Here is a 25476-nt window from a genome sequence, read left to right as displayed (position 1 = left end):
CCATCCCCTCCTCTCTTCGGTTGGGGCCGTGGCATTTTCTTTCGTGGTGGGGGTGTCCTGGGGGGGGGTGGCCCCGCGCGGGGGCCGGGGCGCCGGCCGGGCCGGCGCGCGGAGCGCGGGCACGCCGTTCCTCAGCTTCTACACCCCCGGCGAGATGCTGCACCTGGCCCGCGAGGCCGGTTTCACGGACGCCCGCCACGTCCCGGGCGCCTCGCTCGCCGAGCGCTACTTCACCGCCCGCACCGACGGCCTGCGCCCGTCAACCGGAGAGGACCTGCTGCTGGCCCGGACCTGACACCGTCACCCCTCCTGCTCGCGCAGACACCACTCGACGCAGGCCCACCGAACTGGTCACCCCGGACGGTCACCTGGCATGGCAGCGCCGGACCACGGTGTGGGGTGCGCGTTCCCCGCACCACCGGACGGCGCGTCTTGCCTCGCTTGCCGGAACGTGCGACATTCCGGGGACTTTCCGCCGGGTAAGCAGGGAAGGCCCTGACAGCGCCGAAAGAAGCGCACGCGCTGGTCAGGGCCCACATCCTCAGCACTCGATGATGTTCACCGCGAGCCCGCCCCGCGCCGTCTCCTTGTACTTCACGCTCATGTCCGCGCCGGTGTCCTTCATGGTCTTGATGACCTTGTCCAGGGACACCTTGTGGGAGCCGTCGCCGCGCATGGCCATCTTCGCCGCGGTGACCGCCTTCACCGCGGCCATGCCGTTGCGCTCGATGCACGGGATCTGGACCAGGCCGCCGACCGGGTCGCAGGTCAGGCCGAGGTTGTGTTCCATGCCGATCTCGGCCGCGTTCTCGACCTGCTCCGGGGAGCCGCCGAGGACCTCGGCCAGCGCGCCCGCGGCCATCGAGCAGGCGGAGCCGACCTCGCCCTGGCAGCCGACCTCGGCGCCGGAGATGGACGCGTTCTCCTTGAAGAGCATGCCGATCGCGCCCGCGGCCAGCAGGAAGCGCACCACGCCGTCCTCGTCGGCGCCGGGGACGAAGTTGATGTAGTAGTGCAGGACCGCCGGAATGATGCCCGCCGCGCCGTTCGTGGGGGCGGTCACCACCCGGCCGCCGGCCGCGTTCTCCTCGTTCACCGCCATCGCGTAGAGCGTGATCCACTCCATGGCGTGGGCCAGCGGATCGCCCTCGGCGCGCAGCTGGCGGGCGGAGACGGACGCGCGGCGGCGCACCCTCAGGCCGCCGGGCAGGATGCCCTCGCGGGACATGCCGCGCTGCACGCACTCGCGCATCACCCGCCAGATCTCCAGCAGGCCCGCGCGGATCTCCTCCTCCGTGCGCCAGGCCCGTTCGTTCTCCAGCATCAGGGAGGAGATCGACAGACCGGTCTCCTTCGTGAGGCGGAGGAGCTCGTCGCCGGTGCGGAAGGAGTACTTCAGGACCGTGTCGTCCAGCTTGATCCGGTCCGCGCCGACCGCGTCCTCGTCCACCACGAAGCCGCCGCCGACCGAGTAGTACGTCTTCGACAGCAGCTCCGCGCCCGAGGCGTCGTACGCCCACAGCGTCATGCCGTTGGCGTGGTACGGCAGGGCCTTGCGGCGGTGCAGCACGAGATCCTTGTCGTAGGAGAAGGGGATCTCGTGCTCGCCGAGGAGCCTGATCCGGCCCTCGGTCCTGATCGCCTCCACGCGCGCGTCCGCCGTCTCCACGTCCACCGTGCGCGGCGAGTCGCCGGCCAGACCGAGCAGCACGGCCTTCGGGGTGCCGTGGCCGTGCCCGGTCGCGCCCAGGGAGCCGTACAGCTCCGTCCGGACGGTAGCTGCCTTTTCCAGCAGCCCCTCGTTGCGCAGGCGGCGGGCGAACATCCGCGCCGCGCGCATCGGGCCGACCGTGTGGGAGCTGGACGGGCCGATGCCGATCGAGAACAGGTCGAAGACCGAGATGGCCACGGTCACTCCTCAAGACAGCAAAAACAGGGGGGTGGTGGGGCACCCGCCGGCACCTTGCGGCGCCGTCCTCACGAGTGCCCCACCCGGGATCTACTTGTCCGGGCCTACTTGTTCAGGCCCGGGTACAGCGGGTGCCTGTCGGCGAGCGCCTTCACGCGCGCCTTGAGCGCCTCCGCGTCGTAGGACGGCTTCAGCGCCTCGGCGATCACGTCCGCGACCTCGGCGAAGTCCTCGGCCGTGAAGCCACGGGTCGCCAGGGCGGGCGTGCCGATCCGCAGGCCCGACGTCACCATCGGGGGACGCGGGTCGTTCGGGACCGCGTTGCGGTTGACCGTGATGCCGACCTCGTGGAGACGGTCCTCGGCCTGCTGGCCGTCCAGCTCGGACTCGCGGAGGTCGACGAGGATCAGGTGCACGTCCGTGCCGCCGGACAGGACGCTCACGCCGGCCTCGCGCGCGTCCGCCGCCGTCAGGCGCTCGGCGAGGATGCGCGCACCCTCCACGGTACGACGCTGGCGCTCCTTGAACTCCTCCGAGGCGGCGACCTTGAAGGAGACCGCCTTCGCCGCGATCACGTGCTCCAGGGGACCGCCCTGGAAGCCCGGGAAGACGGAGGAGTTCAGCTTCTTCGCGAAGTCCTTGCCGCGGGCGAGGATGATGCCGCCGCGCGGACCGCCGAGCGTCTTGTGCGTGGTGGAGGTGACCACGTCGGCGTACGGCACCGGGTTGGCGTGCAGGCCGGCCGCGACCAGGCCCGCGAAGTGCGCCATGTCGACCCACAGGTACGCCTCGACCTCGTCGGCGATCCGGCGGAAGGCGGCGAAGTCCAGCTCGCGCGGGTACGCCGACCAGCCCGCGATGATCACCTTCGGGCGGTGCTCCTTGGCGAGCCGCTCGACCTCGGCCATGTCGACCAGGCCGGTCTCGGCGTCCACGTGGTAGGCAACCACGTTGAACTGCTTGCCGGAGAAGTTCAGGCGCATGCCGTGGGTCAGGTGGCCGCCGTGCGCCAGGTCCAGGCCGAGGATGGTGTCCCCGGGCTGGGCGAGGGCGAACAGCGCCGCCTGGTTGGCGGAGGCGCCGGAGTGGGGCTGGACGTTGGCGTACTCGGCGCCGAACAGCTCCTTGATCCGGTCGATGGCGATCTGCTCGGCGACGTCGACGTGCTCGCAGCCGCCGTAGTAGCGGCGGCCCGGGTAGCCCTCGGCGTACTTGTTGGTCAGCACCGAGCCCTGCGCCTCCATCACCGCGAGCGGGGCGAAGTTCTCGGAGGCGATCATCTCCAGCGTGGACTGCTGGCGGCCGAGCTCGGCGTCGACCGCGGCGGCGATCTCCGGGTCCAGCTCGTGCAGGGACGTGTTCAGGACGGTCATACGGCTACGACTCCTCAGCCGGCGTTCTGGGCGGTGTACTCGTCGGCGGAGAGCAGGTCGGCCGGCTCCTCCGCGACGCGCACCTTGAACAGCCAGCCGCCCTCGAAGGGGGCCGAGTTCACCAGCGAAGGGTCGTTGACGACGTCCTCGTTGATCTCGGTGATCTCACCGGTGACCGGCGAGTACAGGTCGGAGACCGACTTGGTGGACTCCAGCTCACCGCAGGTCTCGCCCGCGGTCACCGTGGAGCCGACCTCGGGGAGCTGGGCGTAGACGACATCGCCGAGCGCGTTGGCCGCGAACTCGGTGATGCCGACCGTCGACACGCCGTCCTCGGCGGGCGACAGCCACTCGTGCTCCTTGCTGTAGCGCAGCTGCTGGGGGTTGCTCATGGCCTGAATTCTCCTGTACGCGCGGAAGTGCTGATGAAGGGGGGACTGCTGAGACCGCTGGTGAGCAGCGGAAAGTGCGCGGGGTCACACAGTGACCGCGCCCAGTGTCTACTTCTGGCGCTTGTAGAACGGCAGCGCCACGACCTCGTACGGCTCGTGGCTGCCCCGGATGTCCACGCCGACGCCCTCGGTGCCCGGCACCGCGTGCGCCGCGTCGACGTAGGCCATGGCGATCGGCTTGCCCAGGGTGGGGGAGGGGGCGCCGGAGGTGACCTCGCCGATCACCTCGCCGCCCGCGACCACGGCGTACCCGGCGCGCGGCACCCGGCGGCCCTCGGCGATCAGGCCGACCAGGACCCGCGGCGGGTTCTGCTCAGCCTCGGCGGCGGCCTCGGTGAGCGCCTCGCGCCCCACGAAGTCGCCCTTCTTCTCGAACTTCACCACCCGGCCGAGCCCGGCGTCGAAGGGGGTGAGGGAGGTGGTCAGCTCATGCCCGTACAGCGGCATGCCCGCCTCCAGGCGCAGGGTGTCCCGGCAGGACAGGCCGCACGGGACCAGGCCGACGCCCTCGCCGGCCTTGGTCAGCGCCTGCCACAGCTCGACCGCGTGCTCGGGCTTCACGAACAGCTCGAAGCCGTCCTCGCCGGTGTACCCGGTGCGGGCGATCAGGGCCGGGACGCCGGCGACCGTGCCGGGCAGGCCGGCGTAGTACTTCAGGCCGTCGAGGTCGGCGTCGGTGAGGGACTTCAGGATGCCGGGGGACTCGGGGCCCTGCACGGCGATCAGCGCGTACGCGTCCCGGTCGTCGCGCACCTCGGCGTCGAAGCCGGCGGAACGCTCGACCAGGGCGTCCAGCACCACCTGGGCGTTGGAGGCGTTGGCGACGACCATGTACTCGGTCTCGGCCAGCCGGTAGACGATCAGGTCGTCCAGGATGCCGCCGTCGGCCCGGCAGATCATGGTGTAGCGGGCGCGGCCCACGCCGACGGAGGCGATGTTGCCGACCAGGGCGTAGTTGAGGAGGTCGGCCGCCGCGGCGCCGGTGACGGTGATCTCGCCCATGTGGGAGAGGTCGAAGAGGCCCGCCTTCGTCCGCACGGCGATGTGCTCGTCGCGCTCGGAGCCGTAGCGCAGCGGCATGTCCCAGCCGGCGAAGTCGGTCATCGTCGCACCGAGCGAGCGATGCAGGGCATCGAGCGCGGTGTGGCGCAGCTCAGTGGGTTCGGTACTGCTCATCGGTCGGTCGTCTCCCAGGGAAGGACAGGACGGGCGAGGAACGGTCCTCCCCATCTGTCATCGGAACCTGAGAGGTTCGCCAGGACCGCCACGGGGACGATCACGGCTTGCACCTTGGGTGGAGCCACTGCGGCAGCGGCCCGCTTTTCAGATGTGCCTCGCCCGCGCGGTAACGGGGCCTGAGAGATTCAAGGGAGGGACTTGCTCCTTCGGCGTCCCAGCGAAGGCTGCTGGGAACTCTCCCGCGCGGATTCAAACGGCCGGTATGCAGTTGGCGGCCACATCATTGCACGCCGCACCCCCGCCCGTCAGGGCCGCATCTGTAACCGAGCTGTGGCGGGACGCGCACGTAACCGCCGGGCATCGTGCATTACCGTCCCTTTACATGTGCGGGGCATGAATATTGCCAAGCCCATGGGGGAGGACGATCACGGTGAACAGGACCCCGGTGTACGCCACCGTCACCACCGGCATCGCAGTGCCGAGGCAGCGCTCCGCCGCGGCCCAGGTCGTCCGTGACCTGCGCGACCGCGCGGGCCGCGGCCCCGGCGCCCTGACCTTCGGCCCCCGCGACCTGGTCGTGATCACCGGGCTGCCCGGCAGCGGCAAGTCCACTCTGATGCGCCGTGCGGTCGCCGACCGCCGCATCGACTCCCAGGACACCCGCGACCGCTTCGCGGCCCGCCTGCCCCGCGCCCTCCCGTACGCCTTCTACCGCCCCCTGGTCCGCCTCGCCCACTACGCCGGTCTGCGCCGCGCCCTGCGCACCGGCGAGGGCGTCGTCGTGCACGACTGCGGCACCCAGCGCTGGGTGCGCGCCTGGCTCGCCCGCGAGGCCCGCCGCCGTGGCGGCACCCTCCATCTGCTTCTGCTCGACGTCACCCCCGACACCGCGCGAGAGGGCCAGCGCGAGCGCGGCCGGGGCGTCTCCGTCTACGCCTTTGGCCGCCACCGCCGTACGACCGCCCGGCTGCTCGCCGCGGTCGAGCGCGGCGAGCTGCCCGCGGGCTGCGGCGCGGCCGTGCTGCTGGACCGCCCGGCGGCGGACGCCCTGCAGCGGATCATGTTCACGAGGTGAGGCGCTGTCACAGCCACCCGATAGCCTTCATGGTCACAGCAGTGGTTCCCAGCAGGCGGTAGGCAGATGGACTTCCCGGCGGACATTCCCGCGGACTTCCCGGCACAGGCGCACCCCCAGCCGCACGGCGGCTGGCCCGGCAACGAACTGGAGGAGGTGCTCTCGGCCTCCCTCGGCATACCCGCCGCGGCCGGCCGGATCATCGAGGTGCTGGGGCGGAGCCTGCTCTGGATCCCGCTGCCGGCCGGCGGTGGCCCGGACAGCGGCGCCCTCGACCTGCCCACGCTGGACATCGACGGCCAGGCCTACGTCCCGGTGTTCAGCTCCGAGGAGCAGCTGCGCCAGGCGACCGGCTCCCACATGGCGTACACCATCGCCCCCGCCGTGGAGTTCGCCCGCGGCCTGCCCCCGCAGGTCGGCCTCGCGGTCAACCCCGACGCGCTGGTCGGCATCCCGCTCCCGCCCGCCGCGGTGGCCGAGCTGTGCCGGGCCGGCCGTACCCCGTTGGACGGCCCGAACACCGGCGCCCGGGTCCGCCTCTTCGAACCCGACTGGCAGGACGACCCGGTCGACTTCCTCTCCGCCGCGTCCGCCGAGTTCGCCGGGACCGGCGTGGTCCTCACCGCCCGCCGCTGCCTGGCCGCCATAGAGACGGACGACCCGGTGATGTTCGTGGGCGTGGAGCTCTCCCAGTGGGAGGGCGACCTGCGCACCCTGCCCCTGCAGGCCCTGGGCAGAGCCCTCGGCAAAGTCCCGGTCAGGTGGCCGGTCAACCTGGTCCTCATGGACGTCACGGACGACCCGGTGTCCGAATGGCTGAGGTCGAACGTCCGTCCCTTCTATCAGTACGGCCACTGAACTGCCCCAGGGGGCGCGAGGCTGTGTTCTGTATGCGGCTGCGCCGCGCACGCACCCGGGGCCCCGGGCCAGGAGGCGCATAAGCTGTCTCCCGACACCGGGGCACAAGAAGAAGGGCACGACAGGTGAGCGCGAGCCACAGCGGCAGCGTCAGCGTGGAACACACGCTGCGCCAGGTCACCCCCGGCCGCTACGACGCCTACGAGGCCCTGCTCCGCGCCCTCGCCACCCCGTCCTCCGGCCAGATCTGGATGCTCCTGTGGCACGGCCAGGCCGGCTCCCCGGACGCCCAGTACGGGAACATGGAGGTCGACGGCTTCCATTACGCCCCCTGCGTCACCTCCGCCCAGGAACTCTCGGCCAGCGGCTGGAACCGGTCGTACGAGGTCGTCGACGGGCTCGACGTGGCCCGCACCCTCTATCCCGACCACTACGGCCTCTGGCTCAACCCGCACGCCCCCGGCGGCGGCGTCGGCATCCCCTGGCTGGACCTGCGCCGCATCGCCACGGGCCTGGACCGCCAGCCCGCGGGCCCCCTCCGGCTGACCGAACCCGGCATCGAGATCCCGCAGTTCTACGCCCTCCTCGCGCAGAACGCCCACCGCACCCCGGCCCTGCGCTCCCTGCGCCGCGCCTGGGTGCAGCCGGCGCTCGGCGCGCCGTACCTCGCCATCGGCCTCGACGTGTACGACACCTCCCCGGCCGCGGTCGACTCGGTCCGCGCGATGATGCAGCAGTCCATCGGCGCGGTCCCGGAGGGCCTGCCGGTGTCGACGGTCGCCATGACCGACGACTACGACCCGGTCGTGATGTGGATGCGGGCCAACGCCCGGCCCTTCTACGACCGCGAGGCCCACGCGGCCCCGGCGCCGGCCGCCGGTCCCGGATACGGATACACGAGCCCGCGGCCCTACTGAGCCGCACCTCTGTGACGCCGGTCACCATGGCGTCTCCGGGGCTCTCAACTGCCCTGTCCGGCCGCCCGGTTCGAGGCGGAGTGCCCCTCATGTTCTCCGTCCGACAGGCGATCTTCCCTGTTCGGATAACGGATTCCCCTAGGCGGCATCACGTTTACGCATACTTTCTCCATCAGATCTGGCGCGTGATCGAGAGCGCGTTGAAGACTCGCCTCTCAAGACGCGAGGCCATCGATCCTGTGATCGAACCAGTCACAGGAACAGCTGGATCTCTGGGCCGTCACCCACGTGCGGCCGGCGCAGGTAAGTGAACCAAGCCGCCCACAGCGGCGGACAAAGGCCGGTCACCACCGGCGAGAGGGGTCAGGTCAACAGTGACCGCACCGATCGAGACCACCGGCGCGGAGGCCGGAGCGCCTCCCGAGTCCGTGCTCGCCGGGGCCAAGAAGAGCCAGATCGAAGGGCGTTCACTCAGCCAGATCGCCTGGACCCGGTTCAAGCGGGACAAGGTCGCCGTGGCAGGCGGGGTCGTCGTCATCCTGCTCGTGCTGATGGCGGTGTTCGCCAAGCCGATCGAGTGGATCTTCGGGCTCGACCCGGACAAGTTCCACCAGGATCTCATCGACCCGGCGCTCCTCGCACCCAAGAGCGGCTGGGGCGGCATGAGTTTGGCCCACCCGCTGGGTGTGGACCCGCAGTACGGCCGCGACATGCTCGCCCGCATCATCGACGGCTCCTGGGTCTCCCTCCTGGTCGCAGGTGGCGCCACCCTCCTCTCGGTGGTCATCGGCACCGTGCTCGGCGTCATCGCCGGCTACTACGGCGGCTGGGTCGACAGTCTCATCAGCAAGCTCATGGACACCTTCCTGGCGTTCCCGCTGCTGCTGTTCGCCATCGCCATCTCGGCCTCCGTGCAGGACGGCTTCTTCGGGCTCAACGGTCTGCCCCTGCGGATCTCCGTGCTGATCTTCGTGATCGGCTTCTTCAGCTGGCCGTACATCGGGCGTATCGTGCGCGCTCAGACGATGACCCTGCGCAGGCGGGAGTTCGTCGAGGCCGCCACCAGCCTGGGAGCCCGCGGTCCGTACATCCTGTTCCGGGAACTGCTCCCCAACCTCGTCGCGCCGATCCTCGTCTACTCGACGCTGATCATCCCGACGAACATCCTCTTCGAGGCCGCGCTGAGCTTCCTCGGAGTCGGCATCGCTCCGCCGCAGGCCTCCTGGGGCGGCATGCTCAGCAACGCCGTGGATCTCTACACCGCAGATCCGCAGTACATGTTCGTGCCCGGACTGGCGATCTTCATCACCGTCCTGGCCTTCAATCTGCTGGGTGACGGGCTGCGTGATGCGCTCGATCCTCGCAGCAAGTGATCCATCGATAGAGGGGGCTTTCCTCAACGTGAAGACCAGAAGGGTTATCACCGCCGTGGCCACGGTCACGGTGCTCTCCCTGAGCGCGGCCGCCTGTGGCGGTGGGAGCAAGAGCAGCAGTGGCGGCAGCGGCAGCAAGGACGCGGCGCTGGACTCCATCGCCAACGCGTCGAGCAAGAAGGGAGGTACGGTCACGCTGGAGGACTCCGACGTGCCGGACTCCCTGGACCCGGGCAACACCTACTACGGCTTCGTGCAGAACTTCTCGCGCCTGTACGCGCGGACGCTCGTCACGTTCAAGCCGGCCGCGGGCAAGGACGGCCTCACCGTCGTCCCGGACCTCGCGACGTCCCTGGGCACGCCCAGCAAGGACGCCAAGACCTGGACCTACCACCTGCGTCCGGGCCTGAAGTACGACGACGGGTCCCCGATCACGTCGAAGGACGTCAAGTACGCCATCGAGCGCTCCAACTTCGCGCCCGAGGCCCTGTCCAACGGCCCCACGTACTTCAAGTCGTACCTGGAGGGCGGCGACAAGTACAAGGGCCCCTACAAGGACAAGAACGGCCTGGCGTCCATCGCTACCCCGGACGACAACACGATCGTCTTCCACCTGAACCAGCCGTTCGCCGACTTCGACTACCTGGCGACCTTCTCCCAGACGGCCCCCGTGCCGCAGGCGAAGGACGACGGTGCCAAGTACGTCCAGCACATCGTGTCCTCCGGCCCCTACAAGTTCGCGTCGTACCAGGAGGGCGCCAGCGCCAGCCTCGTCCGCAACCCGAACTGGGACCCGAAGACGGACCCGATCCGCAAGGCGCTGCCGGACAAGATCAACGTCAAGTTCAAGGTCAACCCCGTCTCGATCGACAACGACCTGCTGGCTGACAAGATCACGGCCGACATCGCGGGCGCCGGTGTGCAGCCGCAGACCCAGCCGCGCGTCCTGAACGGCAAGTACGTCAAGCAGACGGACAACTCCTACGCCGGCGCCACCGAGTACATGGCGCTGAACCAGCACGTCGCGCCGTTCGACAACATTCACTGCCGCAAGGCCGTCCAGTGGGCGGTGGACAAGCAGTCGGCGCTCGACGCCATGGGTGGTGCGCCGAAGGGTGACGTCGCCACCACGCTGCTGCCGCCGACCGTCAACGGCTACGCCAAGTTCGACACGTACCCGACCCCGGGCAACAAGGGCGACGTGGCCAAGGCCAAGGACGAGCTGAAGCAGTGCGGCAAGCCGAACGGCTTCTCCACCACGCTGACGGCCCGTTCCGACCGTCCCGCCGAGGTCGCGGCCGCCACGGCCATCCAGAACTCGCTGAAGGCCGTTGGCATCCAGGCCGACATCAAGCAGTTCCCCGCCGGTAAGTACTTCTCCAACTTCGCCGGTGTCCCGAGCTACGTCCACGACCACAAGCTCGGCATGATGATGACGGCGTGGGGTGCCGACTGGCCCACGGGCTACGGCTTCCTGGACCAGATCATCGACGGTTCTGCCATCAAGCCCTCGGGCGGCAACAACCTGAGCGAGCTGGACGACCCGAAGATCAACGCGGCGCTCAAGGCCGCCATCGCCAACACCGATGCCGCCGCTCGCACCAAGGCCTGGGGCGACATCGACAAGATGGTGCAGGACAACGCCTCGATCGTCCCGCTCGTCTACCGCAAGAACCTGCTGATCAGGCCCACGTCCGCGACCAACGTCACGGTGACGCAGGCGTACCTCGGCATGTACGACTACCTGCTGCTGAGCTCCTCGAAGTAACAGCAGGCCGGATACCCCTGAAAGGCAGGTGAAGGCACCGGGTGGCCGGGGCGGACACACCCCGCCCCGGCCACCCGGAGCCGTACAGCTGTGGCTGCGTACATCATCCGACGCGTCTTCGGCGCCTTGGTACTGCTGCTGGTGGTCAGCGCAGTCACCTTCGCCATCTTCTTCCTGGTCCCCCGGCTCGGCGGCCAGACAGCCACCCAGCTGGCCACCCAGTACGTCGGCAAGGACGCCAACCCCGAGTCCATCGCCGCGATCAAGCACAACCTGGGTCTCGACCAGCCCATCTACGTTCAGTACTGGGACTACATCAAGGGCCTGTTCGTGGGCGCCGACTACAAGTTCGGCCCCGACGCGACGCACTGCAGCGCCCCCTGCTTCGGGTACTCCTTCAAGAGTCACGTCGAAGTGTGGCCCCAGCTCCAGCAGCGCATCCCGGTCTCCTTCTCGCTGGCTGTCGGCGCGGCGGTGCTCTGGCTGATCTTCGGTGTGACGACCGGTGTCGTCTCGGCGCTCCGCAAGGGCAAGCCGGTGGACCGCATCTCGATGTTCATCGCGCTCGCCGGCGTCTCGCTGCCGATCTTCTTCACCGGCCAGGTGATCAACGCGCTGTTCGTCTACCAGTGGCCCGTCTGGGACAGCACCGACTACGTGCCGTTCACCCAGAACCCGGCCGACTGGGCCTGGCACCTGCTGCTGCCCTGGATCAGCCTCGCGTTCCTCTTCTCCGCCACCTACGCCCGGCTCACCCGGGCGGGCATGCTGGAGACGATGAGCGAGGACTACATCCGGACGGCGCGCGCCAAGGGCCTCAAGGAGTCCGTGGTCGTCACCAAGCACGGGCTGCGTTCCACGCTCACCCCGATCGTGACCATCTTCGGTATGGACTTCGGCACCCTCATCGGTACCGCGGTGCTCACCGAGACCGTCTTCTCCCTGCAGGGTGTCGGCGCGTACTCCATCCAGGCCATCAAGGACAACGACCTGCCCATCGTGATGGGCGTGACCCTGGTCGCCGCGTTCTTCATCGTCTTCTGCAATCTCCTCGTCGACCTGGTGTACGCAGCCATCGACCCCCGCGTGAGGTACTCGTGAGCAAGCTCGAAAAGGCGGCGCTCGGCGAACCGGCCGACTCCGTCCCCACCGACGCCGACGACGCGTTCCTCTCCGTACGCGATCTGCGCATCCACTTCAACACCGACGACGGACTGGTCAAGTCGGTGGACGGCGTCAGCTTCGACGTGCGGCGGGGCAAGACCCTGGGCATCGTCGGTGAGTCCGGTTCCGGCAAGTCCGTCACCTCGCTCGGCGTGATGGGCCTGCACCGCTCGGCCAACGCCCGGGTCTCCGGCGAGGTGTGGCTGGACGGCCAGGAACTGATCGGCGCCGACCCGGACGAGGTCCGGCGGATGCGCGGCCGCAAGATGGCGATGATCTTCCAGGACCCGCTGTCCGCGATGCACCCCTACTACACGGTCGGTACGCAGATCATCGAGGCCTACCGGGTCCACCACAAGGTCAGCAAGAAGGTCGCCAAGCAGCGGGCGATCGAGATGCTGGACCGCGTGGGCATCCCGGAGCCGGCCAAGCGCGTCGACGGCTACCCGCACGAGTTCTCCGGCGGTATGCGCCAGCGCGCGATGATCGCGATGGCGCTGGTGAACAACCCCGAGCTGCTCATCGCCGACGAGCCGACCACCGCCCTGGACGTCACCGTGCAGGCGCAGATCCTGGACCTGATCCGGGATCTGCAGAAGGAGTTCGGCTCCGCGGTCATCATGATCACGCACGACCTCGGTGTGGTCGCCGAGATGGCCGACGACCTGCTGGTCATGTACGGCGGCCGGTGCGTGGAGCGCGGGCCGGCCGAGGAGGTCTTCTCGGCGCCCCGTCACCCCTACACCTGGGGCCTGCTCGGCTCGATGCCGCGGCTGGACCGGGAGGAGACCGACCGGCTCATCCCGGTCAAGGGCTCCCCGCCCTCCCTCATCAACGTCCCGTCCGGATGCGCCTTCAACCCGCGCTGCCCGTACGCGGACATCCCGAAGGACAACGTCACCCGCACGGTCCGCCCCGAGCTGACCGAGGTCGGCAGCGGACACTGGGCGGCCTGCCACATGACGCAGGAGCAGCGGGAGCGTATCTGGACCGAAGAGATTGCGCCGAAGCTGTGAGCGACGAAAAAGTGAGCATCCCCGCGCAGAGTGACGGTGCCACCGCCGAGGACTCCGCCGTCTCCGACGGCGAGATCCTGCTGAAGGTGACCGGGCTCCAGAAGCACTTCCCGATCCGCAAGGGCCTGCTGCAGCGGCAGGTCGGGGCCGTGCGCGCCGTCGACGGCATCGACTTCGAGGTGCGCAAGGGCGAGACCCTGGGCGTCGTGGGCGAGTCCGGCTGCGGCAAGTCGACCATGGGCCGGCTGATCACCCGGCTGCTCGAACCGACCGCAGGGCAGATCGAGTTCGAGGGCAAGGACATCACGCACCTCGGCGTCGGCGGGATGCGCCCGCTGCGCCGCGATGTGCAGATGATCTTCCAGGACCCGTACTCGTCGCTGAACCCGCGCCACACCATCGGCACGATCGTCGGCGCTCCCTTCAAGCTCCAGGGCGTCGAGCCCGAGGGCGGCATCAAGAAGGAGGTGCAGCGGCTGCTGTCGGTGGTCGGTCTCAACCCCGAGCACTACAACCGCTATCCGCACGAGTTCTCCGGCGGTCAGCGCCAGCGCATCGGCATCGCCCGCGCGCTCGCCCTGAAGCCGAAGCTGGTCGTCGCGGACGAGCCGGTCTCCGCATTGGACGTGTCGATCCAGGCGCAGGTCGTGAACCTCATGGACGACCTCCAGGAGGAGCTCGGCCTGACGTACGTGATCATCGCGCACGACCTGTCGGTCGTCCGGCACGTCTCGGACCGCATCGCGGTGATGTACCTCGGCAAGGTCGTGGAGCTCGCCGACCGGGACTCGCTGTACAAGGCGCCGATGCACCCGTACACCAAGGCGCTGATGTCGGCGGTGCCGATCCCGGACCCGAAGCGCAAGAACGCCAGGAGCGAGCGCATTCTGCTCAAGGGTGACGTGCCCTCCCCGATCGCGCCGCCGAGCGGCTGCCGCTTCCACACCCGGTGCTGGAAGGCCACGGAGATCTGCCGGTCCACCGAGCCGCAGCTGCTGGAGCTGAAGCCCGGTCAGCGGGTCGCCTGCCACCACCCGGAGAACTTCGCGGACCAGGCCCCGCAGGACACGGTTCTGCTCTCCGCGGCCAAGGAGGCGGCCGAACTGGTCGCCGACGAGGTCCTCGCGGAGTCGGCGGAGACGTCGGCGGCGGTGGCGGCGGAGCTGGCCGAGGAGGCGGCTGAGGAGACCTCCGAGGAGGCAGCCGAGGTGACCGCCGAAGAGACCGGCACCGCGGAGGAATCCACCGGGGAGACCTCCGAGGACACCCCCGAGGCGTCTGCCGAGGAGACCACCGGGGAGACCACCGAGGCGTCTGCCGAGGCCTCCGAGACCGAGTCCCAGGAGTCAACCGACAAGTAGCACATGACAACTGGGCAAAGTCATGTACATGCCCGAACGGGAGAGCGCACAGTCGTTCGTGTCCGACCACTGATCGGCACACGCTCGAAAGGGACGACTGATGGCACTCTCCCGTTCGGCACGTCTGGGGACTCTCGCGACCGCGGCGGTCTCCTTCCTCGTCATCGCCGCCGCGCCCGCGCCCACCCCTGGCGCTCCCGGCATCGGGGACCCCTACTTCCCGAACCTCGGCAACGGCGGCTTCGATGCCCTCCACTACGACCTCGACGTCGCCTACGCCCCCGGCACCGGCCGCCTGGACGGCCGTACGACCCTCACCGCGCGCGCCACCCAGAACCTCTCCTCCTTCGACCTGGACCTGCAGCAGCTGGACGTCAGCCGTGTCGAAGTCGACGGCAGACGCGCCGAGTTCACGCGCACCGGTGACGAACTCGTCATCACCCCGCGCCACGCCCTCGCCCGGGGCCGGGAGTTCCGGGTGTCCGTCACCTACGGCGGCATACCCCAGCCCCTCGGCGGGCCCATCGTGTTCGGCTCCAAGTACGGCTGGATGAAGACGGCCGACGGGGTCTTCGTGGCCTGCGAGCCCAACGCCGCCTCCACGTGGTTCGCGTCCAGCGACCACCCCGCCGACAAGGCCACCTACGACATCCGGATCAAGGCGCCGAAGGGCCTGACCGGCGTATCCAACGGCCGGCTGGTGTCGACGTACGACAAGGGCGGCTCGACGTACACCCACTGGCGCGAGTCCAGGCCGATGGCGACCTACCTCGCGACCGCCACCATCGGGAAGTTCGACGTCCGCACCGGGCGCACCCCCGGTGGCATCCCGATCTACGTCGCCATCGACCCGGTGCTGAAGAACAGCAACAGCGTCGACGTGTACGCCGTCACCGCCGCCGCCACCGACTACTGGTCGCAGATCTTCGGGCCGTACCCGTTCGAGGAGACCGGCGCGATCGTGGACGACATGCCCGAGGCCGGGTTCTCGCTGGAGGTGCAGAGCAAGCCCGTCTACTCGGCCGTGCGCAACGAGACGACCATCGTGCACGAACTGGCCCACCAGTGGTTCGGCGACTCGGTGAGCGTGGCGCAGTGGAAGGACATCTGGCTCAACGAGGGCTTCGCCACCTACGCCCAGTGGCTGTGGGCGGAGCACCAGGGGACCAGGTCGGCGCACGACTCCTTCCGCGCCGCCTACGACGCCCGCCCCGCCGACTCGTCCTTCTGGCAGATCAAGGTCGCCGACCCGCAGCGCGACACGATGTTCGCCTCCGCCGTCTACCAGCGCGGCGCGATGACGCTCCAGATGCTCCGGGAGCGGATCGGCGACCAGGCCTTCTTCCGGCTGCTGCCCGCCTGGACCAGGCTCCACCGGTACGGCAACGCGGACACCGCCGACTTCATCCGCCTCGCCGAGCGCGTCAGCGGCCGGCAGCTGGACGACCTGTTCCAGACCTGGCTGTTCACCACAGGGAAACCCGCACTGTGACCTGGCTTTGTAAGGTTCACACCGTTCGACAGGTCAGAATGTAGGGGTGCAGCTCCAGCAACTCTTCAGTCCCTCCGTTCAGCACACGCTCGATGTCATCGGCATCTTCGTGTTCGCGATCTCCGGCGCGCTGCTGGCCGTCCGGAAGAACTTCGACATCTTCGGCATCGCCGTGCTCGCCGAGGTCACCGCGCTGGGCGGGGGACTGTTCCGCGACGTGGTCATCGGGGCCGTGCCCCCGGCCGCCTTCACCGACCTGGGGTACTTCCTGACCCCGCTGCTCGCCGCGCTCGTGGTCTTCTTCCTGCACCCGCACGTGGAACGCATCCAGGCGGCGGTGCTGGTCTTCGACGCGGCCGGCCTCGGCCTGTTCTGCGTCAGCGGTACGACGAAGGCGTACAGCTACGGCCTCAACCTGACCGCGTCGGCGACGCTGGGCCTCGCCACCGCGGTCGGCGGCGGCGTACTGCGGGACGTGCTGGCCAACGAGGTGCCCTCACTGCTGCGCTGGGACCGCGATCTGTACGCGGTCCCAGCGATCGTCGGCGCCACGATGGTGGTGCTGTGCATCCACTACGACGTCCTGACCCCCCTCACCAGTGGGCTCGCGGTCGTCACCGCCTTTGTGCTGCGCCTGCTCGCGATGCGGTTCCACTGGCGAGCTCCGCGTGCGTGGAACCGCCGGTCGACGGTGACCGAGGAGTAGTCCCGGCGGCCCCGGTGGTTCCGGCGGCGGTCCCGGTAAGAGAACCGGTCGTGCCGGTAAGAGACCGGTCGTGGCCCCGGGCGTGGTTCTGGCCCATCTCGAGGGTCAGCCAGCGGAACACCGTCGGGACCTGGGGTCGCCACAGCGCCATGTTGTGACCGCCCGCGCTGCGCGGGAGGAACACCACGTGCACGCTCGTGGGCGCCTTGGCGATGGCCTCCATGGCCACGCCCGCCTGGTAGCCGTCGCCGGACTCGCCCGAGATGTACAGCGCGATCGGCGGCGGCGTCGGAGCCTTCTTCAGCAGCAGGTAGGGGTTGTTCTCATTGCGCACGGTGAGGTTCTGCGAGGCGAGGGAGTTGCGCTCGCCGATCGGGTCGTTGTAGCCGGACAGGCTCACGGCGGCCCGGTAGCGGTCCGGGTGGGCCACGGCCAGTTTGACCGCGCAGTGCGCGCCCGCCGAGTACCCGGCCGCGGCCCAGCCCTGCGGCGCCGGCTCGGCCCGGAAGTTGTCCATGACCATCTTCGGCACGTCGATGCTGAGCCAGGTGTCCGCGTTGACCTGACCGGGGATGTTGGCGCAGCCGGTGTCGACGCCCGCCAGCAGGTTGGTGCGCGGGGCGACCAGGATGAAGGGCGCCACCTGGCCGCTCTTCATCAGCGGCAGCAGCTGCTCGTGCGCCTTCATGGAGCCGAACCAGGCCTTCGCCGAACCGGGGTAGCCCGGCAGCAGTTCCACCACCGGGAACTTCTTGTTGCGGTAGGCCGGGTCGTCGTACTGCGGCGGCAGCCAGACGTAGACCTCGGCGTTCACCCCGGAGACGCGGCCCTTGAGCTGGGTGACCTTCACTCCGCCGGCCGCGTGCATGCCGGGACCGTCGGCCGCCGTGAAGGTCTGCTTGACCTTGGGCAACCGTTTCACCGCTATGCCGCCGGTGCCGTCGCGGCCCAGGTCCTGGGCCTGCTGGACGTGGTTGCCGGTGCCGAGCAGGTCGGCCCAGTTGTCGTACAGGTTGTTCTGGTTGTTGACCAGCACGAAGATCAGTGTGACGGCGGTGCCCTGGGCGAACAGCAGCATCAGCAGCCGGGCCGCGGTGCGCAGGGGCTTGGGCCCGCGCACCCGTGACCACAGGACGAGCGGCAGTATCAGTGCGACCACGGCCAGCAAGATGGTCGTGTAGAGGAACGGAGTCCCGGTGAGGCTCATGTCCCCATAGAGGGGAAACCGGCGCTCGAGGTTGTGGACGTGTCTGGACACTTACTTAGAAATTGCCGGAACCTCACCCGGGAGGCGGATCCCCGCCCGGCAGACGCCCGGCGGAACGGGCTCATCCAGCTCAAAAAGCTACCGCTTAGTAGTTTGCTGTTGTACCGTTCATCCATGCCAGAAGCAGCATCCGCACCCTCCCCGTCGCGGGCCGTGATCGGCGACAGTGAGTTCGACCGCGACACCGCGGTCACCCGGCGCGAGCCCGGCGTCTACGACATCGACCTCTCGGCCGGCTGGACCATCTTCAACGCCGTCAACGGCGGCTACCTGCTGGCCGTGCTGGGCCGGGCCCTCGCGGACGCGCTGCCGCACCGGGACCCGTTCACCGTCTCCGCGCACTACCTCACCGCGTCCCGCCCCGGCCCGGCGGTCGTCCGCACGGACTTGGTCCGCACCGGCCGCACCCTCTCCACCGGCCAGGCCTCCCTCTTCCAGTACGACGACGAGGGCAACGAGGTGGAACGCATCCGCGTCCTCGCCTCCTACGGCGACCTCACCGCCCTCCCCGACGACGTCCGTACGACCGCGACGCCGCCCGCGATCCCGCCGCTGGAAGAGTGCTTCGGCCCGGCGGACGGCCCTTCCCCGGTCGAGGGCGGCTCGGCGATCGCCGACCGCCTGATGCTCAAGCTGGACCCGGCGACCGTCGGCTGGGCCCTCGGCGCGCCGTCCGGCAAGGGGGAGATGCGGGCCTGGTTCGGCCTGGCCGACGGCCGTGACGCCGACCCCCTGTCCCTGCTGCTCGCGGTGGACGCCCTGCCGCCCACGGCCTTCGAGCTCGGCCTGAAGGGCTGGGTGCCCACGGTCGAGCTCACCGTCCACGTCCGCCGCCGCCCGGCCCCCGGCCCGCTGCGGGTGTCCATCACCACCCGCAACCTGGCCGGCGGCTTCCTGGAGGAGGACGCCGAGGTCTGGGACACCGAGAACCACCTGGTCGCCCAGTCCCGCCAGCTGGCCCGGGTGAGGCTGGGCTGACCCGGATCTCCGACGGCTCGGCCGGAACGGGCCCGGGCCGCGGTGGCCTCCCGCGGGCGACCGCGCGCAACGGCGCACCCGTACCCGGAAGGCGGCCGTGAGCCCGGCGGCGCGTCCCGGCACTCAGGCCCGGTCGATCGGGGTGCGGCCCAGCCAGGCCGCCAGCTCCCCGTAGACGTCGGCGTCCTCGGGGGCCACCCGGCGGTCGTCGAAGGGCGTCTCGGCGTCCCGCGGCCGGGAGTCCGGCAGGACCGCGTGGGCGGTCGCCAGGGCGAACTCGGCGAGCTCCGGGTCGAGTTCGAGCGGGTGGCCGACCGCCTCGGCGAGGTCCCAGGTGTGGGTCACGATCTCCATGACATAGCCGGAGAGCGCCGCGTGGCCCGGCACCTCGCCCCACGGCACCCGCACCGGGGACGTCATCCGCTCGTCGCTCTCCCAGGCCTTCAGCACGCGGACGCGTACCTCGTCGTAGGCCGCCGTCCAGCCGTCGTCCGCGACCCCGTGGGCGGTCGGCTCCACCGCCATTCCGTCGCCGCCCTCGCCGACCACCGCGATCCGCCGGGTGCCGCCGACGATGTGGCCCAGCAGGGCCCGTACGTCGTACTCGGAACAGGGGGTCGGGGCGGTGAGCTGTTCGGGGCGCACGCTCTTGATGAGGGCCGCCGCCTGCTCGGTGGCGCGGGTGTAGACGGGACGCGGGTCGGTGAAACCGGTGGTGGTGGTCATGGTGTGCCTCTCTGTTTCCCCGGTGGTCGGTGGGACCGTCTCGGTGAGTCGGTAGGACCGCTCGGTGAGTCGGTAGGACCGCTCGGTGAGCCGGTGGGACGTCTCCGCGAGTCGGTAGGACGAGGATCGCGCGTTAACCTGACACCTGCCGTCAACATTTGCGAGAAGCCCGCCGGGGACGGGATTCTGGGCGCGTGAAGTCCGGCCGGCTGCTGTCGATCCTGCTGCTCCTGCAGACCCGGGGGCGCGTTCCCGCGCACGAACTCGCCAACCGGCTGGAGGTGTCGGTCCGCACCATCTACCGGGACATCGAGGCGCTGTCGGCCTCCGGCGTCCCGGTGTACGCCGAGCGCGGCCGGCACGGCGGCATCGAACTCCTCGCCGGTTTCCGCACCGACGTCACCGGACTGACCGCCGACGAGTCCCGCGCCCTGTTCATCCTGGCGGCCCAGGGCGCCCACGCCGCGCTCGGTCTCGACGCGGCCCTCGGCTCGGCCCTGCGCAAGGTGATGGCCGCGCTGCCGGCGCCGCACCGGCCCGCCGCCGAGGTGACCAGCCGCCGCATCCTGGTGGACGCCACCCGCTGGAAGAGCGGCCCCCAGCAGGCCGTCGACCTGGAGGTGCTGCAGGACGCGGTGTTCGCCGACCGGCGCCTGAGGCTGCGCTACCGGCACAGCGGGGAGCGGGAGCCGCGGACGTACACCGTGGACCCGTACGGCCTGGTCGCCAAGGCCGGGGTCTGGTACCTGGTCGCCGACCGGCGCGGAGCGCCGCACCTGTTCCGGGCCGACCGGATCCGCTCGGCCCGGCCGCTGGACGAGCCGGTGCGGCGCCGCCCGGGTGTCGAACTCGCCGACGTCTGGGCGGTGTTGCGCCGCCAGGTGGAGGACCGGCCGGGCGGGATCGAGGTCACCGTGCGGGTACGGCGCGAGCTGCTCGACATGTTCCTGCGGATGGCCGCCGCCCAGCTGACGGCACCGCCCGACGACGACGGCGAGAGCGACTGGGTCACCGCCCGGCTCACCTACCCGGCGCTGCGCGCGGTCCGCCAACTCCTCGCGTTCTCCGACCAGGTGGAGCTGCTGGACCCGCCCGAGGCCCGCGCGGAACTGCTGGCGGCGGCCCGTTCTGTCGCGGCCGTGTACCAGGAGGGGCCCTGCCCCCGATTGACAGCCGGCGGACAGGAAGAGCCCAAGTGTCGCCAAGACAGCGCTGGTTGAGTGCGGCTCCTCAGGACTTCCTCACCCTCACCGGAGCTGACTCTCATGAAACGTGCCCGTCTCGTCCCCGCCGTCGCCCTGCTGGCCCTGTCCCCGCTGCTGCTGACCGCGTGCGGCTCGGGCGACTCCTCCTCGTCCGGCGGCAACCCCGCTCAGCGGCAGGCCTGCCGGGCGCCGTCCGGCATGCCCACGGGCGGCACCGGCCGCCGGCCGGCCGGGATGCCGAGCGGGATGCCGAGCGGGATGCCGAGCGGGATGCCGTCCGGCAGGCCTTCGGGCGCGCCGTCGGGCGGGTCGTCCGTGAAGCCCACCGGCACGCCCAGCGGTGCCCCCGCGGGCATGCCGAGCGGCGCACCCGGCGGCCAGGGCGGCGGCTGCGGCGGTCCGGGTGGCGGACAGGCCCAGCAGGGCTGAGGGAGGGACGGAGCGCAGAGATGTACGGCGAGAGGGACGGCGCGCAGCGGGCCTGCCGCCCCTCTCGCCGCTGTCCCGCGGCGGCTCAGTCCAGCCAGTGGCCGCGGCCGATGGAGATGAGCCGCAGCTGCCGGGTGGCGAGCTGGGTGACGCGCTCCCGCTCCTCCGCCGGCGCCTCCAGGGCCTCCAGGAAGAGCGAGGCGGTGATGAGCATCTGGTCGACGTAGAGGTGCGCGAGCATCAGCAGGTCGTCGTCGCTCCAGCCCGCGGCCTCGGGGTCCTTGGCCAGCTCGGCCTTCACCTCCTCGGCGAACCGGACCAGTTGGGCGCGGATGGCCTCCCGCACCGGCTGCACCCCGCCGTGCCGTTCCCGGGCGATGAACCGGACATGCGCGGGGTACGCGTCCACGTGGCGGGCGATCAACTCGATGGCGCGCGTGATGCGCTCCTCGCTGTCGCCCGCCGTGGACACCGTCGTCCGCACCATCGCGTGCAGGCTGCCCAGCGCCTCGTCGACCAGCGCCACACCGAGGTCGGCGGTCGAGCGGAAGTGCCGGTAGAACGCGGTCGGTGCGACGCCGACGGCCCGGGTGACCTCGCGCAGACCCAGGCTGCTCAGGCTCTGCTCCTCCAGCAGCGCGAGCGCCGCGTCGAGGAACGCCTGCCGGGTCTTCTGTTTCTGCGCCTGCCGGATGCCGAGGGTGTGACTCATGTCATCCAGTTAACAACTGTTCTCTGGAATTGGGAAGCCGGGAAGCGCGCTAGCATAGAAGTCAGTGAACAAGTGTTACTACAACTGTTCACCGAAACTTCACACCGGCCCGATACGAGGTATCCCGGAGGGGGGATCTGATCCCATGTTGTTCCTCGTCGCCGCACTCATGCTGCTCGGTGTCGTGCTGGGCACCGTCGCCCACGCGCCGCTGACCGTCACCGCCGCCGTCGCCGCCGTCATCGCCGTCTGGCTCGGCATCTTCGCGATCCGCGAGCGCCTCGGCCGCCGACGCCGCACGCCGGCCAACTGACCGTCCGCCACGACTTCCAGGAGCTGAGCACCATGCAACTCACCGCACCGGTCACGAGCGGCAACGACACCCGCCCAGCCGCACGCGACGCCGACGGCATGGCCGTCGCGTCCTTCATCCTGGGCCTTCTCGGCCTGCTCGTCCTCAACATCTTCCTCGGCCCGATCGCCATCGTCCTGGCCGCCGTCTCCCTCTGGCGCGGCACCGCTCGCCGCGGCCGGGCCCTGCTGGGCCTGACCCTGGGCGTGGCCGACCTGGCCGTCCTCGCCATCGCGATGGAGGTCTCCCACACGCTGTCGTGGAGCCTGTGAGCCGGGGCAGCGCCGCCTGACGAGGGCAGCCCCGAGGACGACGGGGCACCCGGCCGGCCAGCGGCCGCCCCACCGCGGGCACCCGCCCCGCGACGGCCGACCGCCACCACCGCACCTGCCACGGGCGCACCCACCGCGGACCCCCCACCCGCGCCGCAGGCACACCCGCCCCACCCTCGCCACTGCCGCAGGGTTCCGACGAGCCACCGTCGCCGCCACCGCTGCGAGGCACCGGTCTCACCACCTCGCCACGGACGCGCCCGCCCCGGACCTCCACCCGCGCCGCAGGCACACCCGCCCCACCCTCGCCACTGCCGCAGGGTTCCGACGAGCCACCGTCGCCGCCAGCACTGCGGGGCACCAGGCCCGCCACCCCGTTACCCCGTCACCGCCGCAGGCGCACCTGGCCCGCTGTCCCCGCTCCCGCCATCGCTGGGGGCATACCCGATCCACCCCCGCCACCCGCGTCCTGGGGTCACCCGGCCCACCGGCGTCAGTGCCGGAGGCCCGACAAGCCACCGCCGTAGGGCACTTGGCCCTCACCGTGTGGCCTTGCATCACGTGGCCGCCACCCCGCCACCGCCGTGGGGAGACCCGGCCCGCCACCCTCGCCACTGCCACCGGGGCAGGGACGCCCACCGCCGTGGGCAGCCGCTCCGCCGGGCGGAACGGGTGGGTACGGCCGACAGTGCCGTGCCGGGTGCCAGGCCGCCAAGTCCGGGTGCAACCCGGCAGGGTGCAGGGCAGGCCAGGCCACCCCGCACGGCCGAAGCCGACCGCAGGGTCCCGGCGCCGTAGAATCGGCCACACCATGGCTTACCTCGACCACGCCGCGACGACCCCGATGCTCCCGGAGGCGGCAGAGGCCCTGACCGCCCAGTTGAGCATCACGGGCAACGCCTCCTCCCTTCACGCATCCGGCCGGCAGGCACGCCGCACGGTCGAGGAATCCCGTGAGACCCTCGCCGAGGCGCTCGGCGCCCGCCCCAGCGAGGTCGTCTTCACCTCGGGCGGCACCGAGGCCGACAACCTCGCGGTGAAGGGCCTGTACTGGTCCCGCCGCGCCGCCGACCCGGCCCGCACCCGCGTCCTGGCCAGCCCCGTCGAGCATCACGCCGTCCTCGACGCCGTCCACTGGCTCGGCGAGCGCGAGGGCGCGACGGTCGAGTACCTCCCCGTCGACCCCTACGGCCGCGTCCACCCCGACGCCCTGCGCGAGGCCATCGCCCGCAACCCCGACGACGTCGCCCTGGTCACCGTGATGTGGGCCAACAACGAGATCGGCACGATCCTGCCGGTCCGCGAACTCGCCGAGGTCGCCGCAGAGTTCGGCATCCCGATGCACGCCGACGCGGTCCAGGCCTTCGGTCAGCTCCCGGTCGACTTCGCCGCCTCCGGCCTCGCCGCGATGACCGTGTCGGGCCACAAGATCGGCGGCCCGTACGGCATCGGCGCGCTGCTGCTGGGCCGCGACCAGACCCCCGTGCCGGTCCTGCACGGCGGCGGCCAGGAGCGGCACGTCCGCTCCGGCACCCTCGACGTCCCCGCCATCGCGTCCTTCGCCGTCGCCGGCCGCCTCGCCGCCGAGCGGCGGGAGTGGTTCGCCCGGGAGATCGGCGCCCTGCGCGACCAGCTGATCGCGGCGGTCCGCAGCGCCGTCCCGGACGCGATCCTCGGCGGCGACCCGGCATCCGAGGGCCGCCTGCCGGCCAACGCGCACTTCACGTTCCCCGGCTGCGAGGGCGACTCCCTGCTGCTTCTGCTGGACGCCCAGGGCATCGAGTGCTCGACCGGCTCCGCCTGCACCGCCGGCGTCGCCCAGCCCAGCCACGTCCTGCTCGCCACCGGCACCGAGCCGGACCTGGCCCGCGGCACCCTGCGCTTCTCCCTCGGCCACACCTCCACGGAGGCGGACGTCGAGGCCGTCGCCAAGGCGATCGGACCGGCGGTGGAGCGGGCACGGGCGGCGGGGCTCAGCTGAGCGCACAAAGGCGACCTACGAGGCGGGTTCCCTTCGCCGGCATTGTCCGGATCAGGTGATGGGGGTCGCCTTCCGGTCCAGTCCTTGCGACCTTCCGGCCTCTCAGCCCGAGCGTCGATGTCGGCACCAGCGGAGATGGTGTACCTCTCCTTGAAGAGAACAGATATCTCGCGCTGAAGTCGGCTACTCCGCTTGGGCTCCCTCACTCGTCTCGTAGGTCTGTAAACAGGATAGAACCACACCTACCGGACGAAAAAGGGCCTAGGCCTTGATTTTTTTCAGGTATCGCTCCCAGCCCCAGTGAGGCCCCGGATCGGGCATGCCGTACCGGGCGCATATCACCGCCGTCAGCCGGGCCGAGGACGCGTACGCGGCCTCCGTGAAGGAGGAGGCGTCCGCCACGAAACCCTCGTGCTCGATGCCCACACTGCGCTCGTTGTACTCACGGTTGCCCGCGTGGAACGCCACGTCCAGCTCCCGTATCAGCTGGGTGATACGCCCCGTCCCTGCGCACGATGTAGTGCGCCGCCGCGCCGTGTGCCGGGTCCTGGAAGGCCTTGACCGCGCTCGCGTAGCCGCCCTCCGTGACATGGATGACGACCCGGTCGATCGCGTAGTCGTCCGGCCGGTCCGCCGGCCGGTAGTTCGCCGGGGACGCCGGCACCCAGCGCGCGCCCCGGAAGTCCACGGCCCCCGCCACCCGGGGCTTCTCCACCCCGGGCAGCCGCCACCACAGGTGCGTCAGCTCCGCACGGGCCGGCGCGGCCGTGCCCACGGCGGTCACCGCGCCACCGACGAACAGGGCCCGCCGCCCCAGCCACCGATCCGTGTCACTCATCCCGCCCCCGCACACGCCCCGTTCCGCTCCCTGTGATCGTCAACGGATATCCGGCGGTCCCGGTTCCCGCGGC

At 70.6% G+C, this 25476-nt stretch carries 23 protein-coding genes, 2 pseudogenes and 2 riboswitches; of the genes and pseudogenes, 17 read left to right on the top strand and 8 right to left on the bottom strand.

Going from position 1 to position 25476, the window contains the following annotated elements:
* Positions 1–97: 97 nt before the first annotated feature.
* Positions 98–295, top strand: a pseudogene (locus tag ACWDEN_RS37705) (SAM-dependent methyltransferase); the annotation flags it as partial.
* 246 nt (positions 296–541) lie between these two features.
* Here ACWDEN_RS37705 and ACWDEN_RS37700 read toward each other — a convergent pair.
* The 4 genes from ACWDEN_RS37700 to gcvT form a co-directional block, all read right to left on the bottom strand.
* A complete protein-coding gene (locus tag ACWDEN_RS37700; RefSeq protein ID WP_351623306.1) occupies positions 542–1909 on the bottom strand; it encodes an L-serine ammonia-lyase in 1368 nt (455 codons plus the stop codon).
* Between the two features lie 104 nt (positions 1910–2013).
* Positions 2014–3282: a serine hydroxymethyltransferase gene (glyA, locus tag ACWDEN_RS37695; RefSeq protein ID WP_450862422.1), complete on the bottom strand. Its 1269-nt coding sequence runs from the start codon at positions 3280–3282 to the stop codon at positions 2014–2016.
* 14 nt (positions 3283–3296) lie between these two features.
* Complete coding sequence (gcvH, locus tag ACWDEN_RS37690) at positions 3297–3674, bottom strand: glycine cleavage system protein GcvH (protein WP_351623310.1); 378 nt, start codon at positions 3672–3674, stop codon at positions 3297–3299.
* Between the two features lie 108 nt (positions 3675–3782).
* Positions 3783–4910, bottom strand: a complete 1128-nt coding sequence (gcvT, locus tag ACWDEN_RS37685; protein WP_450862420.1) for a glycine cleavage system aminomethyltransferase GcvT — start codon at positions 4908–4910, stop codon at positions 3783–3785.
* Positions 4911–4954: 44 nt separating this feature from the next.
* Positions 4955–5067, bottom strand: a riboswitch (glycine riboswitch).
* Positions 5068–5165: riboswitch (glycine riboswitch) on the bottom strand. It lies immediately after the preceding riboswitch.
* A 178-nt stretch (positions 5166–5343) separates the two neighbouring features.
* Here gcvT and ACWDEN_RS37680 point away from each other — a divergent pair.
* From ACWDEN_RS37680 to ACWDEN_RS37635, 10 genes are all read left to right on the top strand, one after another.
* Positions 5344–5988 (top strand): AAA family ATPase, encoded by a 645-nt coding sequence (locus ACWDEN_RS37680; protein WP_450862418.1) that lies wholly within the window; start codon positions 5344–5346, stop codon positions 5986–5988.
* A gap of 66 nt (positions 5989–6054) precedes the next feature.
* Positions 6055–6846: an enhanced serine sensitivity protein SseB gene (locus tag ACWDEN_RS37675; RefSeq protein WP_351619508.1), complete on the top strand. Its 792-nt coding sequence runs from the start codon at positions 6055–6057 to the stop codon at positions 6844–6846.
* A 125-nt stretch (positions 6847–6971) separates the two neighbouring features.
* A complete protein-coding gene (locus ACWDEN_RS37670) occupies positions 6972–7763 on the top strand; it encodes an enhanced serine sensitivity protein SseB C-terminal domain-containing protein (protein WP_351619505.1) in 792 nt (263 codons plus the stop codon).
* A 374-nt stretch (positions 7764–8137) separates the two neighbouring features.
* Positions 8138–9136, top strand: coding sequence for an ABC transporter permease (locus tag ACWDEN_RS37665; RefSeq protein WP_351619503.1), 999 nt, complete (start codon positions 8138–8140; stop codon positions 9134–9136).
* A gap of 28 nt (positions 9137–9164) precedes the next feature.
* Positions 9165–10904, top strand: coding sequence for an ABC transporter substrate-binding protein (locus tag ACWDEN_RS37660; RefSeq protein WP_450862415.1), 1740 nt, complete (start codon positions 9165–9167; stop codon positions 10902–10904).
* A gap of 90 nt (positions 10905–10994) precedes the next feature.
* Positions 10995–12005, top strand: a complete 1011-nt coding sequence (locus ACWDEN_RS37655; protein WP_351619500.1) for an ABC transporter permease — start codon at positions 10995–10997, stop codon at positions 12003–12005.
* Positions 12002–13084, top strand: coding sequence for an ABC transporter ATP-binding protein (locus tag ACWDEN_RS37650; RefSeq protein WP_351619497.1), 1083 nt, complete (start codon positions 12002–12004; stop codon positions 13082–13084). The genes ACWDEN_RS37655 and ACWDEN_RS37650 overlap by 4 nt, the downstream gene beginning before the upstream one ends.
* Positions 13085–13095: 11 nt before the next feature.
* The gene (locus ACWDEN_RS37645; RefSeq protein ID WP_351619510.1) at positions 13096–14445 is read left to right on the top strand and encodes an ABC transporter ATP-binding protein; all 1350 of its coding nucleotides are present in this window, start codon (positions 13096–13098) and stop codon (positions 14443–14445) included.
* Positions 14446–14545: 100 nt separating this feature from the next.
* Positions 14546–15937 carry a M1 family metallopeptidase gene (locus tag ACWDEN_RS37640; protein WP_450862413.1) on the top strand — a complete coding sequence of 464 codons (1392 nt, stop codon included), beginning with the start codon at positions 14546–14548 and terminating at the stop codon, positions 15935–15937.
* A 46-nt stretch (positions 15938–15983) separates the two neighbouring features.
* Positions 15984–16643 (top strand): trimeric intracellular cation channel family protein, encoded by a 660-nt coding sequence (locus ACWDEN_RS37635; protein ID WP_351619491.1) that lies wholly within the window; start codon positions 15984–15986, stop codon positions 16641–16643.
* On the opposite strand, the gene ACWDEN_RS37630 is transcribed toward ACWDEN_RS37635, so the two are convergent.
* On the bottom strand, positions 16552–17850 hold the full coding sequence (locus ACWDEN_RS37630) for an alpha/beta hydrolase (RefSeq protein ID WP_351619489.1): 1299 nt from the start codon (positions 17848–17850) through the stop codon (positions 16552–16554). The genes ACWDEN_RS37635 and ACWDEN_RS37630 overlap by 92 nt on opposite strands.
* Positions 17851–18024: 174 nt before the next feature.
* Here ACWDEN_RS37630 and ACWDEN_RS37625 point away from each other — a divergent pair, with 174 nt between their 5' ends.
* A complete protein-coding gene (locus ACWDEN_RS37625; RefSeq protein WP_351619486.1) occupies positions 18025–18888 on the top strand; it encodes a thioesterase family protein in 864 nt (287 codons plus the stop codon).
* 123 nt (positions 18889–19011) lie between these two features.
* Here ACWDEN_RS37625 and ACWDEN_RS37620 read toward each other — a convergent pair whose 3' ends face one another.
* A complete protein-coding gene (locus ACWDEN_RS37620) occupies positions 19012–19614 on the bottom strand; it encodes a TIGR03086 family metal-binding protein (protein WP_351619484.1) in 603 nt (200 codons plus the stop codon).
* A 194-nt stretch (positions 19615–19808) separates the two neighbouring features.
* On the opposite strand from ACWDEN_RS37620, the gene ACWDEN_RS37615 reads away from it, so the two are divergent.
* Together ACWDEN_RS37615 and ACWDEN_RS37610 are read left to right on the top strand one after the other, a co-directional pair.
* On the top strand, positions 19809–20834 hold the full coding sequence (locus ACWDEN_RS37615) for a helix-turn-helix transcriptional regulator (RefSeq protein ID WP_450862410.1): 1026 nt from the start codon (positions 19809–19811) through the stop codon (positions 20832–20834).
* A gap of 45 nt (positions 20835–20879) precedes the next feature.
* Positions 20880–21248: a hypothetical protein gene (locus tag ACWDEN_RS37610; protein WP_450862408.1), complete on the top strand. Its 369-nt coding sequence runs from the start codon at positions 20880–20882 to the stop codon at positions 21246–21248.
* A gap of 85 nt (positions 21249–21333) precedes the next feature.
* Here ACWDEN_RS37610 and ACWDEN_RS37605 read toward each other — a convergent pair whose 3' ends face one another.
* Positions 21334–21960, bottom strand: a complete 627-nt coding sequence (locus ACWDEN_RS37605; protein WP_351619475.1) for a TetR family transcriptional regulator — start codon at positions 21958–21960, stop codon at positions 21334–21336.
* A gap of 145 nt (positions 21961–22105) precedes the next feature.
* Here ACWDEN_RS37605 and ACWDEN_RS37600 point away from each other — a divergent pair, with 145 nt between their 5' ends.
* The 3 genes from ACWDEN_RS37600 to ACWDEN_RS37590 all read left to right on the top strand — a co-directional run bounded on the left by ACWDEN_RS37600 (position 22106) and on the right by ACWDEN_RS37590 (position 24565).
* Positions 22106–22273 (top strand): hypothetical protein, encoded by a 168-nt coding sequence (locus ACWDEN_RS37600; protein ID WP_351619472.1) that lies wholly within the window; start codon positions 22106–22108, stop codon positions 22271–22273.
* Positions 22274–22305: 32 nt separating this feature from the next.
* Positions 22306–22584: a DUF4190 domain-containing protein gene (locus ACWDEN_RS37595; RefSeq protein WP_351619470.1), complete on the top strand. Its 279-nt coding sequence runs from the start codon at positions 22306–22308 to the stop codon at positions 22582–22584.
* An 811-nt stretch (positions 22585–23395) separates the two neighbouring features.
* Positions 23396–24565: a cysteine desulfurase family protein gene (locus ACWDEN_RS37590; RefSeq protein ID WP_450862406.1), complete on the top strand. Its 1170-nt coding sequence runs from the start codon at positions 23396–23398 to the stop codon at positions 24563–24565.
* A 261-nt stretch (positions 24566–24826) separates the two neighbouring features.
* Here the strand turns inward: ACWDEN_RS37590 and ACWDEN_RS37585 are convergent.
* Positions 24827–25403: pseudogene (locus tag ACWDEN_RS37585) on the bottom strand (N-acetylmuramoyl-L-alanine amidase).
* Positions 25404–25476: the final 73 nt, after the last annotated feature.

It is taken from the genome of Streptomyces sp. NPDC001153, from assembly GCF_053598315.1.
This window is presented reverse-complemented; position numbering and strand designations above follow the sequence as displayed.

Bases quoted from the DNA above. Each gene is read 5' to 3' on its own strand.
- ACWDEN_RS37640 (WP_450862413.1), top strand. From the start codon at position 14,546: ATGGCACTCTCCCGTTCGGCACGTCTGGGGACTCTCGCGACCGCGGCG.
- gcvT (WP_450862420.1), bottom strand. From the start codon at position 4,910: ATGAGCAGTACCGAACCCACTGAGCTGCGCCACACCGCGCTCGATGCC.
- ACWDEN_RS37595 (WP_351619470.1), top strand. From the start codon at position 22,306: ATGCAACTCACCGCACCGGTCACGAGCGGCAACGACACCCGCCCAGCC.
- ACWDEN_RS37620 (WP_351619484.1), bottom strand. From the start codon at position 19,614: ATGACCACCACCACCGGTTTCACCGACCCGCGTCCCGTCTACACCCGC.
- ACWDEN_RS37610 (WP_450862408.1), top strand. From the start codon at position 20,880: ATGAAACGTGCCCGTCTCGTCCCCGCCGTCGCCCTGCTGGCCCTGTCC.
- glyA (WP_450862422.1), bottom strand. From the start codon at position 3,282: ATGACCGTCCTGAACACGTCCCTGCACGAGCTGGACCCGGAGATCGCC.
- gcvH (WP_351623310.1), bottom strand. From the start codon at position 3,674: ATGAGCAACCCCCAGCAGCTGCGCTACAGCAAGGAGCACGAGTGGCTG.
- ACWDEN_RS37600 (WP_351619472.1), top strand. From the start codon at position 22,106: ATGTTGTTCCTCGTCGCCGCACTCATGCTGCTCGGTGTCGTGCTGGGC.
- ACWDEN_RS37630 (WP_351619489.1), bottom strand. From the start codon at position 17,850: ATGAGCCTCACCGGGACTCCGTTCCTCTACACGACCATCTTGCTGGCC.
- ACWDEN_RS37590 (WP_450862406.1), top strand. From the start codon at position 23,396: ATGGCTTACCTCGACCACGCCGCGACGACCCCGATGCTCCCGGAGGCG.
- ACWDEN_RS37625 (WP_351619486.1), top strand. From the start codon at position 18,025: ATGCCAGAAGCAGCATCCGCACCCTCCCCGTCGCGGGCCGTGATCGGC.
- ACWDEN_RS37605 (WP_351619475.1), bottom strand. From the start codon at position 21,960: ATGAGTCACACCCTCGGCATCCGGCAGGCGCAGAAACAGAAGACCCGG.
- ACWDEN_RS37675 (WP_351619508.1), top strand. From the start codon at position 6,055: ATGGACTTCCCGGCGGACATTCCCGCGGACTTCCCGGCACAGGCGCAC.